Below are 18,017 nucleotides of genomic sequence, written 5' to 3'. Positions count from 1 at the left end.
TCGCTGGCCACGAAAAAGCCCCGGCTCTTTGCAGAGTGCGGGGCTTTTTTTCGGATGGCGAGGGGTTCAGGCTCGCCGTGGATCATCAGAAGCGATAGGTTGCGCCAACACCGAAGCCGTTTGCGCTGTTTTCGTATTCAGCGCTATAGGCCTGGCCCAATGCATTGGTACGGTTGACGTTGACCTTCTCTTCCTTGAGGTAGGAATAGGCCACGTCGATGGTCAGGTCATCGGTCGGACTCCAGCCGGCACCCAGGCTGAAGATGGTCCGGTCGCCGGTCGGGATGCGTGGCGAGCGGTCGGTGTTGTTGGCAGGGGACTGGTCGAAGGACAGACCGGTACGCAGTACCCATTGTTTGTTCAACTGGTAGGAGGTACCGATGGCATAGGCCCAGGTGTCGTGCCAGTTCTGTTCTTCGGTGATGGTGCTGAAGAGGGTAGGATCCACTCCTATAGGGGACGATGCTGTAACGCCTTTGTTGTTCACCGTGATGTCTTTCAGGCGGCTCCAGCGAGTCCAGGTGCTGCCGGCGTATACTGTCCAGGCATCATTGATTTGCTGGGTAACCGAAAAATCTACGGTTTCAGGCGTCGTAATGTCCAGCGAAGCGTCATAGCGTCCGTTGTGCAGTATTGCGCCTGGAATATTTGCATTCGCGTCGACTTCTGTGTGGCCTTCGAGTTTGTACTTGACCTTGGAGTGGTAGGTCAGGCCGACGCGAGTAGTGTCTGTTGCCTGAACCAGCAAACCAATGTTGTAACCGTAGCCGATGTCGTCGCCCTTGATCTTGACGTTGCTATCACCGCCAAGTCCGGGGATAGGCAAATTCAAGGTGGATTCCAACTGACCGGAAATACGGTTGATCGTCGGACCAAAACCAATCGAAACCTTGTCGTTGAAGGCATAGCTGACAGTTGGCTGGAAGGTGATGACCTTCACTTCGCTCTTGCTGCCGAAGTTCTGCCCTTGGAAGCTGTTTTCATAGTCGGTGATCAGGCCGAACGGAGCATAGACACCCAGGCCGAATGCCCATTGATCATCGATAGGCTTGACGTAATAGCCCATGGGGACGGCGGTGAACGGCACCATGTCGCCGTCGTTGGTACCGGTGCGAGTGCCGCTGGCATCATTGATGTCGGTCGAAGCATCGATGGCCGCCAGGCCACCCGTCACTTGCTGGCGCTTGAGGCGCGACATGCCGGCAGGGTTGCCAAACACGGTACTTGCATCATCGGCAGAGGAAGAACGACCCGCGAAACCAGTGCCCATGCCACTGATACTCTGTTCGTTTAGCAGGAAGCCGCTGGCGAACAACTGAGAGGAGGCCAAAGTTACGGCGAGGCCAAGGGTGGTTTTGAGCATCATTTTTTTCATTGTTAGAACTCCGTGTGGTCACCGAGGCGAAAACTACCAACATTTTCGTTCAAGCGCTATAGCCTGTGTTGCGTGAGTTAGAGCGGTTTTGTAGGACAATCCGACCAAATTCGCGACCGTTGTAGGAAGTTTCCAAACATCCATTTTCAACAGGCGACCTGATTCAGCGATGCAACACAGTGTTGCCAGGCGCAGGTGAAGTCCCGCAGGCGCCCTTGGGGGTGGAACGTCTGGCGCCAGATCCGGGCCATGCCCAGCAGATCGTTGGCGTCGGGAAGCGGCGTGTTTTGTTCTTCTACCAGCAGCCAGGCGATGGCAGTGGCGTAACGCAGGTTGACGGTCAATTCCAGGTGCGGACCGCTGAGAAAGGCATGTTGGCTGGCCAGGCCGCGCACGAGGCTGGCGCGTTCCGGATCCAGCGCCAGATAATGATCCCAGAGTGCTTGGTGACGGCATTCGGTAATGCGATACAGGCCATGACCGCGACGGTCGTGCAAGGCTGAGCCCAGGCCGGACTGGCTGGCGGCAACGCCTAGCAACAAGGATTCCGCCGTTGCGCTATGGCGCCCCAGGTACAGGAGCGTCGGACGAATCACATATCGACACAGTTCGCTGGCAGCGATACCCATAACACCCTCGAAGCGTAAGAGGGGCGGAGTCTGGAAGAGTAGGGCTTGGCAGCGGTGGATCGGTCCAGGCTCCGCCGACAGCGGATCATGCCGCTTGACTTGAAGTGTAGTGTCATATTCCCGTTGTAAAGGCCTGTTTTTAAAACATCTTCCGCCAACGGTTATAACTGTTATATCTGTTGGTGCTTAAGCCGTTTCGCTTTATCGAGAAACTTCAGACAATAAAAAGCCCCGCTTTCGGGGCGGGGCCTTTGGGTTTTCAGCGCTTCGGGCGTTTCAGGCAACCAGTGCCTGACGGGTACGATCGATCACGGCCTGCAGCGGTTCTGCGCTGGAGTACTGATCGGGGTACAGGCGTTCGCTGTGACGGGCGATGCCGTGTTCGTTGACCAGCGTGAAGCTGAAGCAGCCTTTGCGAGCGGCCATGATCAGGCAGTTCATTGGAGCAAAAGCGTTGGTTAGGGTGCGGATGGCATCCTGTGTCTGGATTTGAGTCGACATATTATGGGTGTTCCTACAAATGACACGGTTAAGAACCGTGCAACGTTAAAACGTTCCAGTAACGTCGACCACCATTGGTCGAACGAAGAACCCGACTGGAACAAAGCAGCCAGTTTGAGCGCTATATAAGAGTGCGCGCTTGGGCTGGCAGGTAGGTACTTAGGAGGGCAGGCGACACAGCAAGGGCAAAGGTTCTGGGCCCAGGGTGAAGATCCTGATCAATTTTGCAGGTTGGTTCGGTCAGAGTAATGAGCTTGGCAACACCCTTTGTATTCAGTCAAAGGCTGTGTTGGCGCAAGATTTACCTGGAAACCATCGAGGGGGCCGGTCTCTGTTATCGGTGAGGCGTCCCTTGAGGATGGCTGACCGTGGAGATGTGTTCGACCCGGAATTGACTTTCAGCTTGGTACTAACGGCGCGGATGTTAACGGATCGAACTGCAGAAGGGAAGCGTGTTGTTCAAAAAACATGCAGATTCGCTGCGTTTGGTCGGATGGACTGGGCTGGGGTGTCGTGCTCCGTGACTCGGGTTATCCCCAGGCTTACCGCCAAATGCATCAAGAAAGCGCAGTGATATAACCAGTCTGGGTGTTACTTGTGCACACTCCCCAGGGGGGTTGTCACCGAACTGTCATGTCGCAACAATCCGGGGTGGGTGCCTGTATCCAAAATTTAAGTCAATGAAAAACATCGCTTTTTTTTACTGGTGAAAAAATCGTCAGTTTGAGCGCAGGCCCCGTCCCATAGGGCTTTCACCCCCTTCAAGGGGGGTTGTCCACTGAGTTATCCACAGCTTCTGTGGATTGTCCCAAGCACTTGCTCTAGCACGGGCGTGCCGGTTTTTTTCGACTTTACCCACACGAAAAAAGGAGTAGAGTGGCGCGCCTTTCGATCTGCCCCATAGTGCGTTATGAAGTTTCGCTCAGTATCAAATCCTGTTACTTCCACCCCCCCGAGTGTTACCCCGCCCAAGCGCATGTCGATGCGGGTCGCCGAGTGGCTGCTCGACAGCCCGCGACTCGGAGAAAGCCCCAGCGTCAAGCACCTGGCCGGGCGCCTGCTCAAGCAACCGGCCCGCGAAGGTGTCGTGGCTGCGCAAAGTCGCCTCGGTCGGTTGATGTGCCGTGAATGCGGTAACGCCCGTGACCGGCGCATCGGCCAGGACCTACTGCGCCAGGCCGCCCGAGCCGGGGATCATCGCGCCCGGCAGGCGCTTCTTGAAATAGAAGACTGAAATAGCAGGGCTGAGCTGGGCAACCCCCAGCGGCTTGGTTAATCTTCGGGCTTTATCTGATCGGCAGGATTTGTCATGGCTATGGATTTGACCAGCCTGTTGTTGGGCCTGGCAGGCGCGGCGGTGCCGTTGCTCGCACTGGCCTGGCACCTGCAACGCCAGGCCAGTGCCGCGCAGACCGAAGTGGCACTGTTGGAAGAGCGCCTGGCCACTGCGCACATGGCCCATGATGGCCTGAACGCCCAGCTCGATGCCTGCCGCGACGAAATCAGCGACCTGAGCCAGGCCAACGGGGCCAAGCAAGCCGAACTCGCGGCGGCCTGCCGGGAGGTCGAACTGTTGCAGATCGAGCGTGATAACGCCCGGGATGCGGCCCATGCCTGGAACCTGGAACGTGCCGGTAAAGAGGCCGAGCTGCGGCGGCTCGATGCCCAGGCGGCGTCGCTGCATGCCGAACTGCGCGAGCAGCAGGAAAACCATCAGCAACGCCTGGATGACCTGCAAGGTTCGCGGGACGCGTTGCGGGCGCAGTTCGCTGAGCTTGCCGGGAAAATCTTCGATGAACGCGAGCAACGCTTCGCCGAAACCAGCCAGCAGCGCCTGGGGCAGTTGCTCGATCCGTTGAAAGAGCGCATCCAGTCTTTCGAGAAACGCGTCGAGGAAAGCTATCAGGCCGAAGCCCGGGAACGTTTTTCTCTGGGCAAGGAGTTGGAACGGTTGCAACAGCTGAACCTGCGCCTGAGCGATGAAGCCACCAACCTCACGCGTGCGCTCAAGGGCCAGAAAACCCAGGGCAACTGGGGCGAGTTGATTCTCGAGCGGGTGCTCGAACACGCCGGTCTGGAGAAGGGCCGTGAGTATCAGACCCAGGTCAGCCTCAAGGGCCCGGATGGCGAGCGGTTCCAGCCTGACGTGTTGATTTACCTGCCCGGCGACAAGCAGGTGGTGGTCGATTCCAAGGTCAGTCTCACCGCCTATCAGCAGTACGTGGCCGCTGAAGATGACGCCATCGGCCAGCTTGCCCTCAAGCAACACATCGTATCGCTGCGGGCCCATGTCAAAGGACTGGCCGGCAAGGACTACAAGCGCCTGGACGGTTTGCACAGCCTGGATTTCGTGTTGTTGTTCGTGCCGATCGAAGCGGCGTTTTCCGCTGCCCTGCAAGCCGAGCCGAACCTGTTCCAGGAAGCCTTTGACCGCAACATCGTGATCGTCAGCCCGACCACGTTGCTGGCGACGCTGCGGGTAATCGACAGCTTGTGGAAGCAGGAACGCCAGAGCCAGAACGCCCGGGAGATCGCCGAGCGGGCCGGGTGGCTGTATGACAAATTCGTGCTGTTCATCCAGGACCTGGACGAAATCGGCAGCCGCCTGCAACAACTGGACAAGGCCTACAGTGCCGCACGCAACAAGCTGACAGAAGGGCGCGGCAACCTGGTCAGCCGCACTGAACAACTCAAGCTGCTCGGTGCCCGGGCGAGCAAGCGGTTGCCGGGTGAACTGCTTGAGCGGGCGATGACAGATGAGGATGGGTTGCCCGAGTTGGCGGAAGAAGCCGATGCCAAACCCGGTGCTTGATCAGGCACTCATGTAAGCCCCGTGATTGATGCGGATCCTATGGCTGGTGCAAACCCTGTGGTTGATGCAAACCCTGTGGCGAGGGGAGTGCCACGCTGCAAGGTGATCTCCTCTTACAACGGCAAATGCCGGCTCAACAACGCCCTCAACGCCGCTGGTTTCACCGGTTTTGCCAGGTAATCCAGCCCGGCGGCGTGTACCTGGGCCACCGTCTCGGGACGGCCGTCGGCGCTGATCACGACCCCCGGCACCGGTTCACCCATGCGGGTGCGCAACCAGGCCATCAGTTCAGTGCCGGTCTCGCCGTCGTCCAGGTGAAAATCCACCAGGGCCAGTTGCGGGCGTCCGCCGTCGGCGAGCCAGCGCTCGCATTCTTCACGGTTGCGCGCGGTCCACACCTGGCAGCCCCAGCGGGTCAGTAGACTGTTCATGCCGATCAGGATGCTGTCTTCATTATCGACACACAAAACCTGCGCGCCGTTGGGTAAGCGCCCGTTGGGTTCGGCCACGATGCTGGGCGCAACTATCTGCGTATGGGCCAGCGGTACGCTGACACTGAACACACTGCCGCGTCCCGGCCAGGAGCGCACGCGCAAGGTGTGGCCGAGTACGCGGCACAGCCCGTCGGCGATGGCCAGGCCCAGGCCCAGGCCTTTTTCGGCGCGGGTCTGATGGCTGTCCAGGCGTTTGAATTCCTCGAAAATCACCTGCTGCTTGTCTTCGGCTATGCCCGGTCCGCGGTCCCAGACCTCCAGGCACAACTCGCCGTTGCGTCGACGCACGCCCAGCAGCACCGGTCCCTTGGCATAGCGGAAGGCATTGGTGAGGAAGTTCTGCAGGATGCGCCGCAGCAATTTGATGTCGCTGTCGACCCGCAATCGTGAGCCGCGGACGCGGAATTTCAGGCCTTGCTCCCGCGCCAGCACCGTGAACTCGGCGCCGAGGGTGTCGAACAGGTCATTGAGGGCGAAGGCTTTGCGGTCGGGGTTGATCTTGCCGTTTTCCAGGCGGGAAATATCCAGCAGGTCAGTAATCAGGTCTTCGGCCGAGCGCAGGGAACTGTCCAGGTGCTGTACCAGTTGCCGGGCTTCGCCTGGCAAACCTTCGTGCTGATGGGACAGCGCGGCGGAGAACAGCCGGGCGGCATTGAGGGGTTGCATCAGATCATGGCTGACGGCGGCCAGGAAGCGGGTCTTGGATTGATAGGCCGCTTCGGCGGTGCTTTTGGCTTCGGTCAGGGCTTCGTTCAGTTGCGACAGCTCCCGGGTGCGTTCGGCCACCCGTTGCTCCAGCCCTTCGTTGGCTTCGGTCAGGGCCTGTGCGGCTTCGCGGAACGCGGTGATGTCGGTGAAGCTCATGACGAAACCGCCACCGGGCATTGGGTTGCCGATCAGCTCGATCACCCGGCCGTTCGGAAACAGCCGCTCGGAGGTGTGGGCACGGCCCTGGCGCATCCAGTGCAGGCGCCGGGCGACATGGACTTCGGCTTCGCCCGGACCACAGAGGCCGCGTTCGGCGTTGTAGCGGATGATGTCGGCAATGGGCCGGCCGACGCTGATCAGTCCGTCCGGGTAGTTGAACAATTCCAGGTAGCGACGGTTCCATGCCACCAACCGCAGGGACTGGTCGACCACGCTGATGCCCTGGGTGATGTTCTCGATGGCACCTTGCAACAGGGCTCGGTTGAACTGCAGCACTTCCGAGGCTTCGTCAGCGATCCGGACGACATCCTCCAGTTGCATCTCCCGACCTTCAATCGCGGCTTTGACCACGGCCCGCGTCGACGAAGCTCCGAGCACACCGGCCAGCAGGCGTTCGGTGTGGGCGATCCATTCGCTGTCGGCATTCTGGTTCGGGTTGAAGCCCTTGCCCTGGCGGTAGGCAAAGCGGATGAAGCTCTGGCGCGCCCGTTCCTCGCCGACGAAGCGTGCGGCCAGCTGCAACAGGTCTTCGATATGCACCGCCAGCATCGACCGAGCGCTGGGACGGGCGCTGATTTCCTGACCGATGAAGCGACCGGCTTGCCAATGCTCTGACACACGGGTACGCGACAGCACCGAGATCCAGGCAAACAGCGTGAAGTTACCGGCCAGGGACAGGACGACGCCTTGGGTCAGCGGGCTGATCGGCAAATGCAATGGGTTGCCGTGCAGCCAGGCCAGGCCCGGGAACGCGCTCAGGGACCAGCCCAGGCTGTGGGCAGCGATCGGCAGCACCAGGGTGTAGAACCAGAGGAAAATCCCTGCGGCGAGGCCGGCGAATACACCGCGGCGGTTTGCCTGTTTCCAGTACAGCGCGCCGAGCATGGCGGGGGCCAATTGCGTCACTGCGGCGAAGGCGATCTGGCCGATGGTGGCCAGGCTCGCGGTGGAACCCAGCAGTCGGTAGCTGACATAGGCCAGCAGCAGGATCACCACGATGCTCACCCGACGCACCGAGAGCATCCACTGGCGGAACACTTCGAACGGTCGCTCGGCGTTGTTGCGACGCAACAGCCAGGGCAGCAGCATGTCGTTGGACACCATGGTGGAAAGCGCCACGCTCGCGACAATCACCATGCCGGTGGCCGCCGAGGCGCCGCCGATGAACGCCAACATCGCCAGTGCCGGATGGGCCTGTGCCAGCGGCAGGCTGATGACGAACGAGTCCGGCAGCACCGAACCGGGCAACATCATCTGTCCGGCGAGGGCGATGGGCACCACGAACAGCGCGGCCAGGGCCAGGTAGGCGGGGAACACCCACTTGGCCAGGCGCAGGTCCTGGGGCTCGATGTTCTCCACCACCGTCACATGAAACTGACGCGGCAGGCAGATGATCGCCATCATCGCCACCCCGGTCTGCACCACCATGGACGGCCAGTTGATGGTTTCTTTCCAGTATTGCTCCAGGCGCGGAGCGAGCATCGCCTGGTCGAACAGATCGTCGAAGCCGTCGTAGAGGCCGTACGTCACGAAGGCGCCGACCGCGAGGAAGGCGAATAGCTTGACCAACGATTCGAAGGCAATAGCCAGCACCATGCCACGGTGGTGTTCGGTGGCGTCGAGGTTGCGAGTGCCGAACACAATGGTGAACAAGGCCAGGATCAGCGAGACGATCAGTGCAGTGTCCTGGGCGCGGGTGCCCATGGCATCGGCGCCGGCGCCGATCAACAGGTTCACCCCGAGCACGATGCCCTTGAGCTGCAAGGCAATGTACGGCAATACGCCCACCAGGCAGATCAGCGCGACCACTACCGCCAGCGACTGCGACTTGCCATAGCGCGCGGCGATGAAGTCGGCGATGGAGGTGATGTTCTCCTGCTTACTGATCATCACCATTTTTTGCAGGACCCATGGCGCCAGCACCAGCAGCAGGATCGGCCCGAGATAGATCGGCAGGAACGACCAGAGCTGCTCGGCGGCCTGGCCCACCGCGCCGAAGAAGGTCCAGCTGGTGCAATACACCGCCAGCGACAGGCTGTAGACCCAGGCCCGAACCCGTGGCGGCAACGGTGTGCTGCGCCGGTCGCCGTAGAAGGCGATGGCGAACATGATGGCCATATAGGCCAGGGCAACGATGGCGATCAGCCCGCTGGACAACGACATGGAAACTCCCGAACGAAGAACACCGGGGCCTGGGCCCGGCAAGACAGTCTCGCATGCCCGCTCGGGTTCGTCAGTGTCGACCAAGGTCGGGGCGTGGTGGGCTGTCGCAGCCTGTGGGGCTGCTCAGGTCATGCGGTGGGTTTGCGGGCCTCATCGCGAGCAGGCTCGCTCCCACAGGGGATTGTGAACACCGGGCCAATGTGGGAGCGAGCCTGCTCGCGATGGCGGCCTTACTGCCCCAGCGCGATATCGATCAACCGATGCAACTCCTCAACCTCCAGCGGCGCGCTGGCAAAGAGAATGCGAAAGACGGTCGGCGCCACCATCACATTGATCAGTCGCTCGATGCCGGGATTCGGCTCATCGGGATAACGCTCCAGGATGATCTGCAACTGCGCGCCGATGATCTCCACGCAATGCCCTGGCGTGGCACAGGCCTGGATGTCGCGCATCATGTTGCGACCCGGTTCGGAATTCATTTCGTCCAGGTACTGCTCGGCCCAGGCGCGCAGGTCGCCGCGCAGGCTGCCGGTGTTGGCCGGTTCGCTGTCGTGGCGCATGCGGGCCACAGCGACATCGGCCAGCAGCGCCGGCAGGTCACCCCAGCGCCGGTAGATGGTGGACGGCGTTACCCCCGCGCGCGCGGCAATCTGCGGCACCGTCAGCGTGGCGCGGTCCTGTTCCTGGAGCAGGGCGCGCACGGCCGAATGAATCGACTCCTGTACCCGGGCGCTTCTGCCGCCGGGGCGTAAACCTTCTTTAATAGCCATGGGTCGGACCTTAACACAAAGAATTTGCTTTAAGCGCGCGTCGGTAGCACACTCGGCAAAAGCAAAAAATTAGCTTTTGCTGATATTTTGCGAACAGCTTCTGCGGAGTGTGCCCATGTCCCGTCCAGCTTCGACCCGTGCCAGCCTGATATTCCTGGCAATCACCTTGCTCGGTTTCCTCGCCGCGTCCAGCGCGCCGACGCCGTTGTATCACCTCTATCAGGAACACATGCAGTTTTCCCCGGCAATCCTCACGCTGATCTTCGGCGTATATGCCTTCAGCCTGTTGGCGGCCTTGCTGACCGTGGGGTCGCTGTCGGATTACCTGGGTCGCAAACCGGTGATCTTCGTGGCGCTGTTGCTCAACATGCTGGCGATGCTGCTGTTTATCAATGCCGACAGCATTGGCTGGCTGATCGGGGCCCGGTTGATCCAGGGTTTCGCCACGGGCATGGCCACCAGTGTACTGGGGGCCGCGCTGCTGGACTTCGATCGTCAACAAGGCCCGCTGATCACCAGTGTCGCGCCCTTGCTGGGGATGGCCTGTGGGGCGCTGGGGTGTGGCTTGCTGGCAGAGTTTGCGCCGTTGCCCCTGCAACTGACCTATTGGCTATTGCTGGGTCTGTTCCTGGCCCAGGCCATTTATCTCTGGCGCCTTGAGGAAAGTGTCAGCCCGCAACCTGGTGCCTGGCAGTCCCTGCGTCCAACGCTGCATGTGCCGCCGCAGGCGCGACGGGCCCTGTGGCTGGTGTTGCCGTTGAACCTGGCGGCCTGGGCGGTGGGCGGTTTCTATCTGTCGTTGGCGCCATCCCTGGTGCGGGCTGCGACCGGATCGACATCCAACCTGATTGGCGGTGCATTGGTGGCAGCCTTGACGCTCACCGGGGCCTTGTCCATCTACACGCTGCGCAACCAAAGCGCGGAGAAAATGTTGCGTCTTGCCGCCAGCTTATTGATAACCGGGCTCGCGCTGGTGCTGCTCGCCGCGCATAGGGGGAGCCTGCCGTTGTTCTTCATCGGCACGCTGGTCACTGGCAGCGGTTTCGGCGCGGGTTTCCTTGGCGCGCTACGCAGCATCATGCCGCTGGCCTTACCCCATGAGCGGGCCGGTTTAATGTCGGCATTCTATGTGCTCAGTTACCTGGCGTTCAGCTTGCCGTCACTGCTGGCCGGGAACCTGACGCGGGTGTTCGGGTTGATCCCGACAACCGATGGTTATGGCCTGGTGCTGATCCTGTTGGCGACCGCAGCGTTGCTGGGGCTGTTGCGTCAGACCGCCAAGCCGGCAGGCAGTGGCGTTCGACCTTGATACGTTGAATGCAAACGATTGAATTGAGTTAGCCTTGGCGTTTCGCCATTTATCTCGGGTGATTTCCCTTGAAGATTATTCGCAGCAAATCTTTCACTGGCGACCGTGCCTGGGCCGCATTGGATATCGCCAACATGAACGGCATTACCACGCGCTTGCACTGGACCGATCAGCCGTACAAATGGCACGTCAACGATGGTCAGGAAGTCTTCGTGGTGCTCGATGGGCTCGTGCAGATGTGCTATCGGGAGGAGGGGGTCGAGAAGGACACTTTGCTGGGAGTGGGTGACATTTTCTATGCATCGGTCGGGACCGAACATGTGGCCAAGCCCCAGGGAGCGGCGAGAATCCTGGTGATCGAAAGCGAAGGCAGTGTCTGATTGATCATCTGCAAAACAGATAACATATAGAGAAATTACCCGTTATATCGATATTCGATCCGGCTCTAAGATGGCTCCACCTCAATCGGGGACTGGAGTTCGTCATGACACGCTGCCCTGCAACAAACCGTTTGCGCCCACTGAGCCACTTGCCCAGGCCGTTGGAAGCCATTCGCCAATTCACGCCTAACTGGTTCGCCGCGACCATGGGCACCGGCGTACTGGCCCTGGCCCTGGCGCAATGGCCGGGCAGTCTGCATGGCCTGCATGTCGCGGGTGAAGGGTTATGGTTGTTCAACATCATGCTGTTCGTGTTGTTCAGCGGGTTGTACACAGCCCGTTGGGTATTGTTCTTCGATGAGGCGCGGCGGATTTTCGGCCATTCAACGGTCTCGATGTTCTTCGGCACCATTCCCATGGGCCTGGCGACCATCATCAACGGACTCCTGGTATTTGGCCTGCCGCGCTGGGGAGACGCCGTGGTGCCGCTGGCCGAGGCGTTGTGGTGGGTCGATGTGGCGATGTCCCTGGCCTGCGGCGTGTTGATCCCATTCCTGATGTTCACCCGGCAGGAGCATCGGATCGACCAGATGACCGCGGTGTGGCTGTTGCCGGTGGTTGCCGCAGAAGTCGCAGCCGCCAGCGGCGGGCTCTTGGCGCCGCACCTGGCAGGCGTCCATTCGCAACTGGTCATGTTGGTTACCAGCTATGTGCTCTGGGCCTTTTCCCTGCCGGTGGCGTTCAGCATTCTGACAATTCTGCTGCTGCGCATGGCCTTGCACAAACTGCCCCACGAAAACATGGCGGCCTCGAGCTGGCTGGCGCTGGGGCCAATCGGCACGGGGGCCCTGGGCATGCTGGTGCTGGGCAGCGACGCCCCGATGATTTTTGCCGCCAACGGTTTGCCTGGCGTCGGTGAAATCGCCGCCGGGCTGGGGCTGGTGGCCGGGGTCACGCTATGGGGTTTTGGGTTCTGGTGGATGCTGATGGCGCTGCTGATCACGGCGCGCTACTTGCGCGAAGGCATCCCGTTCAACCTCGGCTGGTGGGGCTTTACCTTCCCCTTGGGCGTGTACGCATTGACGACGCTGAAGCTGGCGAGCCTGTTGGGCCTGGGATTTTTCACGCTGTTCGGTTGCCTGCTGGTGGCAATGCTGGTGATGCTGTGGCTGATCGTCAGCTGGCGCACGGTGGCGGGTGCCTGGCACGGTGAGTTGTTCGTGTCGCCGTGCATTGCCGGGCTGGCGAAATAATTGCTCGGCGGCTCCCAAGCGACGTGCCGTAGGTTAATGTGTGGCCTGGATAAAAAAACGTTATTCCAATAAGCGACCACGCCACTCAGGAACATGGAAGATGAGTCACCCTTCGCAGTTCACCTTGCTTCGTCGGCGGCGTTTCCTGCCGTTTTTCATCACGCAATCCCTCGGGGCCTTCAACGACAATGTGTTCAAGCAGTCGCTGATCCTCGCCATTCTCTACCGGTTGACCATCGAGGGTGATCGTTCGATCTGGGTCAACCTGTGCGCGCTGCTGTTCATCCTGCCGTTCTTTCTGTTTTCGGCGCTGGCGGGGCAGTTCGGGGAAAAATTCGCCAAGGATGCGTTGATTCGTCTGATCAAGCTTGGCGAAATCGTCATCATGGCCGTCGGCGCCGTGGGCTTTCTGTTTGATCATCTGTCGCTGATGCTGGTGGCGCTTTTCGCCATGGGCACCCATTCGGCGCTGTTCGGTCCGGTCAAATATTCGATCCTGCCGCAAGCGCTGCGTGAGGATGAACTGGTCGGCGGCAACGGCCTGGTAGAGATGGGCACCTTCCTGGCGATCCTCGCCGGTACCATCAGTGCCGGGGTCATGATGTCTTCGGCCCACTATGCACCGGTGGTGTCGAGCGCGATTATCGGCATTGCCGTGCTCGGTTACCTGGCCAGCCGCGGCATTCCCCGGGCGGCGGCCGCTTCGCCGCAAATGCGCCTGGACTGGAACATCTTCAGCCAGTCCTGGGCCACCCTGAAACTCGGCCTGGGGCAAACCCCCGCGGTGTCCCGCTCCATCGTCGGCAACTCCTGGTTCTGGTTTGTCGGGGCGATTTACCTGACGCAGATCCCGGCTTATGCCAAAGACTGGATGCACGGCGATGAAACCGTGGTGACCTTGATCCTGACGGTGTTTTCGGTGGGAATCGCCCTGGGTTCGTTGCTCTGCGAGAAACTGTCAGGACGCAAGGTCGAGATCGGCCTGGTGCCGTTCGGTTCGTTCGGCCTGACAGTGTTCGGGTTGCTGTTGTGGTGGCATTCCGGTGGAATCCCCGACAGTGTCGACGGCCACGGTTGGCTCGAGCTGCTCGGCTTCGGCCATGCCTGGCTGGTGTTGGTCGACATCCTGGGCCTCGGTGTGTTTGGCGGTTTCTACATCGTGCCGCTGTACGCGCTGATCCAGTCGCGCACCGCCGAAAACGAGCGGGCACGGGTGATTGCCGCCAACAACATTCTCAACGCCTTGTTCATGGTGGTCTCGGCCATTGTCTCCATCGTGTTGCTGAGCCTGGCCAAGCTGTCGATCCCGCAACTGTTCCTGGTGGTGTCGCTGCTGAACATCGGCGTCAATGCCTACATCTTCAAGATCGTCCCCGAATTCACCATGCGTTTCATGATCTGGCTGTTGAGCCATTCCATGTACCGCGTGGAGCACCGCAATCTGGACGCGATTCCCGATGAAGGTGCCGCGCTGTTGGTCTGCAATCACGTTTCCTTCGTCGATGCGTTGCTGATTGGCGGCGCGGTGCGTCGGCCGATTCGCTTCGTGATGTACTACAAGATCTACAATCTGCCGGTGCTGAATTTCATCTTCCGTACTGCCGGAACCATTCCGATTGCCGGGCGCCAGGAAGATATTCACATCTACGAAAAGGCCTTCAAGCGCATCGCCCAGTACCTCGCGGAAGGTGAGTTGGTGTGCATCTTCCCTGAAGGAAAACTGACCGCCGACGGTGAGATCAATGAGTTCAAGAGCGGCTTGACGCGCATCCTCCAGGAAACCCCGGTGCCGGTGATTCCTCTCGCGCTGCAAGGCTTGTGGGGCAGTTTCTTCAGCCGCGATCCGGCCAAGGGGTTGTTCCGGCGGTTCTGGTCGCGGGTGACCCTGGTGGCAGGTCCCGCGGTGGCGGTGGAAATGGCTGAGCCGGTCAAGCTGCAAGCGGTGGTGGGTGAGTTGCGCGGGACGGTCAGATAGAGAGGCTGCGGCCTCTCGATGTTTCGCGAGCAAGCCCGCTCCCACAGGTTTGTGCCAAGGCATAGAATCTCAGTGCACCGCAGACCCCTGTGGGAGCGAGCCTGCTCCGGGCGGCGATCCGACGATAGCGGTAGTGGCCTAGGCGCTGACTTTAAGCCCGATCAGCCCCGCTACGATCAACGCCACACTGACCAACCGAACCAGCGCCATCGACTCACCAAACAGAATGATCCCGGCGATCACCGTGCCCACGGCGCCGACCCCGGTCCAGATCGCATAGGCGGTACCCAGTGGCAGTTCTTTCATCGCAAGGCCGAGCAGGCCGAGGCTGATCGCCATGGCGGCAATCGTCAACGCGGTAGGGAGCGGGCGGCTGAAACCGTCGGTGTATTTCAGGCCGACGGCCCAGCCGACTTCGAACAGGCCGGCAAAAAACAGAATGATCCAGGACATTACGCACCTCCATGAATGGATGGGGTCGTCCCCGGATTAAAAGTTGATACAAGCTGCGGGGTCGTCCCCGCACTGGCGAGATAGAGTGCCCATGATCGGGCACTCGATCAAGTCTGCCTCAGTCCGCCGTCTGTTGGCTGGCGAGCGTCTCGCGGTCCTGCTTTTCGCTCATGCGGCGGAAGTAGGTCGAGAGCAGTGCTCCGGAGATGTTGTGCCAGACGCTGAACAACGCACTGGGCACCGCCGCCAGCGGCGAAAAGTGCGCACTCGCCAGGGCAGCACCCAGGCCGGAGTTCTGCATGCCGACTTCCAGCGCCAGGGATTTACGCTGGGCCAGCGGCAGCTTGAACAGGTGGCCGGTGAAGTAGCCCAGCAGGAAACCGAAGCTGTTGTGCAACATCACTACCGCCATGATCAACAGACCCGACTCAGCGATTTTCGCCTGGCTGGCGGCGACGACAGCGGTGACAATGATGACGATGCTCACCACCGATACCAACGGCAACACTTCCACCGCGTGACGAACCTTGTCCCCCAGCAGTCGTTGCGCAACCACGCCCAGGACGATCGGCAACAGCACCACTTGCAGGATCGACCAGAACAGCTCCATGAACGACACCGGCAACCAGGCCGAGGCCAGCAGCCAGATCAGAGCGGGCGTGAGCAGCGGCGCGAGCAGGGTGGTGACGGCGGCGATGGCGACCGACAGGGCCAGGTCGCCTCGGGCCAACCAGGTCATGACGTTCGACGAGGTGCCGCTCGGGCAGCAACCCACCAGGATCACGCCGACGGCGATTTCCGGCGGCAGGTGGAACGCCTGGCAGAGCAACCACGCCACACCGGGCATGATCACGAAATGCGCGACCACCCCCAGGGCCACGCGCCATGGATGACGGGCGACTTCGGCGAAGTCTTCGAGCTTGAGGGTCAGGCCCATGCCGAACATCACCAGCCCGAGCAGCGGCACGATGGCGCCTTTCAAGCCGATGAACCAGGCCGGCAGCAGGAACGCCACCACCGCGAAGATCAGTACCCAGTAAGCGAAGGTATTGCCGACAAAGCGGCTCAGTGCTGCCAATGCGCGCATGGCCAGATCCTTGTTATCAAAATGAAACACACAAACAATTGTGGGAGCGGGCTTGCTCGCGAAAGCGGTGTATCAGTCGACGTAATCGTTAACTGGTACACCGCTTTCGCGAGCAAGCCCGCTCCCACAGTGGATATCACCAGCCGTTAAATCCCCTGCGGCGTCTCTTCCCCACCCAACGCTTCAACCAGCGCCGGCAGGAATTCGCCGAAGGTCAACATCATCAGCGTGAAGCTGGCGTCCAATTGGCCGAGGGCTTCATCGCCACCGTCCTGCTCCGCCTGGTCCTGCAACAGATCTTCGAACTTCAGGCGCTTGACCACCATCTTGTCGTCGAGAACGAAAGACAGCTTGTCCTGCCAGGCCAGCGACAACTGCGTCACCACCTTGCCGGTGTTGAGGTGCAGCTGGATTTCGTCGCTGGTCAGGTCCTGGCGCTTGCAGCGCACGATGCCACCGTCTTCATGGGTGTCGCGCAGTTCGCATTCGTCCAGCACGAAGAAGTCATCCGCGGCTTTCTGGGTCTTGACCCAGTCGGTCATGATGGCGGTCGGTGCGGTCTTGACCGTCAGCGGACGCACCGGCAGCGAGCCGATGACCTCGCGCAGGGTGGAAAGCAGGTCTTCGGCGCGTTTCGGGCTGGCGGAGTTGACCAGGATCAGCCCCTGTTTCGGTGCGATGGCAGCGAAGGTGGAGGAGCGACGAACGAATGCGCGCGGCAGGAACGCCTGGATGATTTCATCCTTGATCTGGTCCCGTTCCTTTTTATAGACCTTGCGCATTTGTTCGGCTTCGATCTCTTCGACCTTTTCCTTCACGGCATCGCGTACGACGCTGCCAGGCAGGATGCGTTCTTCCTTGCGTGCGGCGATCAACAGGAAATCCTGGCTGACATGCACCAGGGGAGCGTCTTCGCCTTTGCCGAACGGCGCGACGAAACCGTAAGTGGTCAACTCCTGGCTTGCACATGGACGCGCCAGTTTGCTGGCCAGTGCAGTTTCCAACGCCTCGGCATCAAAAGGCAGATCTTGGGTCAGGCGATAGATAAGCAGGTTTTTGAACCACATGGGGTGAGTCTCTCCTTTATACAAAGGAGCGCATTATTCTCTTCGCGGGACCATAGGCCAACCCTTCGCTAAGCCTTTGGAAGACCTGAGAAAATTAATTTAAAAAGTGCTTGCCAGCTTGGAGGACGCTCCGTAGAATGCGCGCCACACCGAAAGCGAAGGGTGATTAGCTCAGCCGGGAGAGCGTCTGCCTTACAAGCAGAATGTCGGCGGTTCGATCCCGTCATCACCCACCATTCGTTTCAAGTGTTACGCGCAGCGGTAGTTCAGTCGGTTAGAATACCGGCCTGTCACGCCGGGGGTCGCGGGTTCGAGTCCCGTCCGCTGCGCCATATTCGGTATCTGGAACACTGAACGCCAGATGACCACCAGAAAGCCCGCTGATGCGGGCTTTTTGCTATTTGCGATGCTGTGGTGCGCGCTCATCATTTTTTCTGATTTTGCTAATTAAATCAGCACATTACAAAAAACTGTGAGAGAATGCGCCCCGCATCGAAAGTGCAGGGTGATTAGCTCAGCCGGGAGAGCGTCTGCCTTACAAGCAGAATGTCGGCGGTTCGATCCCGTCATCACCCACCAAGCTTTCAGTGTTACGCGCAGCGGTAGTTCAGTCGGTTAGAATACCGGCCTGTCACGCCGGGGGTCGCGGGTTCGAGTCCCGTCCGCTGCGCCATATTCGATGATCTGGAATACTGAACGCCAGGTCACCAGCAAAAAGCCCGCTCATTGAGCGTAATGCTGTTCACTTAAGCGGAGCGGCCTTACGATCTACCGGATACCGAGTTTTGGAAATCTTCACTGTCCTCGGCCGCCCTGGCCTTG

General features: G+C 60.2%; 14 protein-coding genes and 4 tRNA genes. 10 read left to right on the top strand and 8 right to left on the bottom strand.

Annotated elements, in window-relative coordinates; all coding sequences use genetic code 11:
- Positions 1 to 85: 85 nt before the first annotated feature.
- The 3 genes from FBY02_RS25195 to FBY02_RS25185 form a co-directional block, all read right to left on the bottom strand.
- On the bottom strand, positions 86 to 1,375 hold the full coding sequence (locus tag FBY02_RS25195) for an OmpP1/FadL family transporter (protein WP_144930916.1): 1,290 nt from the start codon (positions 1,373 to 1,375) through the stop codon (positions 86 to 88).
- A gap of 146 nt (positions 1,376 to 1,521) precedes the next feature.
- Positions 1,522 to 2,004: a hypothetical protein gene (locus FBY02_RS25190; RefSeq protein WP_144930914.1), complete on the bottom strand. Its 483-nt coding sequence runs from the start codon at positions 2,002 to 2,004 to the stop codon at positions 1,522 to 1,524.
- Positions 2,005 to 2,280: 276 nt separating this feature from the next.
- A complete protein-coding gene (locus FBY02_RS25185) occupies positions 2,281 to 2,505 on the bottom strand; it encodes a hypothetical protein (protein WP_144930912.1) in 225 nt (74 codons plus the stop codon).
- A gap of 910 nt (positions 2,506 to 3,415) precedes the next feature.
- Between FBY02_RS25185 and FBY02_RS25175 the strand changes: the two genes are divergently transcribed.
- Both FBY02_RS25175 and rmuC read left to right on the top strand, forming a co-directional pair.
- Positions 3,416 to 3,739: a sel1 repeat family protein gene (locus tag FBY02_RS25175; protein WP_139647987.1), complete on the top strand. Its 324-nt coding sequence runs from the start codon at positions 3,416 to 3,418 to the stop codon at positions 3,737 to 3,739.
- Between the two features lie 189 nt (positions 3,740 to 3,928).
- Positions 3,929 to 5,317, top strand: coding sequence for a DNA recombination protein RmuC (gene rmuC, locus FBY02_RS25170; protein WP_178112043.1), 1,389 nt, complete (start codon positions 3,929 to 3,931; stop codon positions 5,315 to 5,317).
- A gap of 113 nt (positions 5,318 to 5,430) precedes the next feature.
- On the opposite strand, the gene FBY02_RS25165 is transcribed toward rmuC, so the two are convergent.
- Positions 5,431 to 8,901, bottom strand: a complete 3,471-nt coding sequence (locus tag FBY02_RS25165) for a PAS domain-containing hybrid sensor histidine kinase/response regulator (protein WP_144930908.1) — start codon at positions 8,899 to 8,901, stop codon at positions 5,431 to 5,433.
- Between the two features lie 230 nt (positions 8,902 to 9,131).
- Positions 9,132 to 9,671, bottom strand: coding sequence for a TetR/AcrR family transcriptional regulator (locus FBY02_RS25160; RefSeq protein ID WP_144930906.1), 540 nt, complete (start codon positions 9,669 to 9,671; stop codon positions 9,132 to 9,134).
- Positions 9,672 to 9,786: 115 nt separating this feature from the next.
- Between FBY02_RS25160 and FBY02_RS25155 the strand changes: the two genes are divergently transcribed.
- The 4 genes from FBY02_RS25155 to FBY02_RS25140 all read left to right on the top strand — a co-directional run bounded on the left by FBY02_RS25155 (position 9,787) and on the right by FBY02_RS25140 (position 14,588).
- Positions 9,787 to 10,980 carry an MFS transporter gene (locus tag FBY02_RS25155; RefSeq protein WP_144930904.1) on the top strand — a complete coding sequence of 398 codons (1,194 nt, stop codon included), beginning with the start codon at positions 9,787 to 9,789 and terminating at the stop codon, positions 10,978 to 10,980.
- Between the two features lie 68 nt (positions 10,981 to 11,048).
- Complete coding sequence (locus tag FBY02_RS25150; RefSeq protein ID WP_144930902.1) at positions 11,049 to 11,360, top strand: cupin; 312 nt, start codon at positions 11,049 to 11,051, stop codon at positions 11,358 to 11,360.
- Between the two features lie 104 nt (positions 11,361 to 11,464).
- Positions 11,465 to 12,613 carry a TDT family transporter gene (locus FBY02_RS25145; RefSeq protein ID WP_144930901.1) on the top strand — a complete coding sequence of 383 codons (1,149 nt, stop codon included), beginning with the start codon at positions 11,465 to 11,467 and terminating at the stop codon, positions 12,611 to 12,613.
- Between the two features lie 100 nt (positions 12,614 to 12,713).
- Positions 12,714 to 14,588, top strand: a complete 1,875-nt coding sequence (locus FBY02_RS25140) for an MFS transporter (RefSeq protein WP_144930899.1) — start codon at positions 12,714 to 12,716, stop codon at positions 14,586 to 14,588.
- 138 nt (positions 14,589 to 14,726) lie between these two features.
- On the opposite strand, the gene sugE is transcribed toward FBY02_RS25140, so the two are convergent.
- From sugE to rdgC, 3 genes are all read right to left on the bottom strand, one after another.
- Positions 14,727 to 15,041, bottom strand: a complete 315-nt coding sequence (sugE, locus tag FBY02_RS25135) for a quaternary ammonium compound efflux SMR transporter SugE (RefSeq protein WP_041022709.1) — start codon at positions 15,039 to 15,041, stop codon at positions 14,727 to 14,729.
- A gap of 118 nt (positions 15,042 to 15,159) precedes the next feature.
- On the bottom strand, positions 15,160 to 16,128 hold the full coding sequence (locus FBY02_RS25130) for a bile acid:sodium symporter family protein (RefSeq protein WP_144930898.1): 969 nt from the start codon (positions 16,126 to 16,128) through the stop codon (positions 15,160 to 15,162).
- 146 nt (positions 16,129 to 16,274) lie between these two features.
- Entirely contained in the window at positions 16,275 to 17,195 is a 921-nt protein-coding gene (rdgC, locus tag FBY02_RS25125; RefSeq protein ID WP_144930896.1) for a recombination-associated protein RdgC, read from the bottom strand.
- Positions 17,196 to 17,355: 160 nt separating this feature from the next.
- Between rdgC and FBY02_RS25120 the strand changes: the two genes are divergently transcribed.
- The 4 genes from FBY02_RS25120 (at position 17,356) to FBY02_RS25105 (ending at position 17,868) form a co-directional block, all read left to right on the top strand.
- Positions 17,356 to 17,431: transfer RNA gene (locus tag FBY02_RS25120), tRNA-Val, on the top strand.
- Positions 17,432 to 17,450: 19 nt separating this feature from the next.
- A tRNA-Asp gene (locus tag FBY02_RS25115) sits at positions 17,451 to 17,527 on the top strand.
- Positions 17,528 to 17,698: 171 nt separating this feature from the next.
- Positions 17,699 to 17,774: transfer RNA gene (locus tag FBY02_RS25110), tRNA-Val, on the top strand.
- Between the two features lie 17 nt (positions 17,775 to 17,791).
- Positions 17,792 to 17,868 (top strand) — tRNA-Asp (locus FBY02_RS25105).
- The last annotated feature ends 149 nt before the right edge of the window (positions 17,869 to 18,017 follow it).

Origin of the sequence: Pseudomonas sp. SJZ078 (assembly GCF_007828255.1) — a bacterium.
GTDB lineage: Bacteria > Pseudomonadota > Gammaproteobacteria > Pseudomonadales > Pseudomonadaceae > Aquipseudomonas.
The sequence above is the reverse complement of the archived record's forward strand: the minus strand, read 5'-3'. Positions and strand labels throughout refer to the sequence as shown.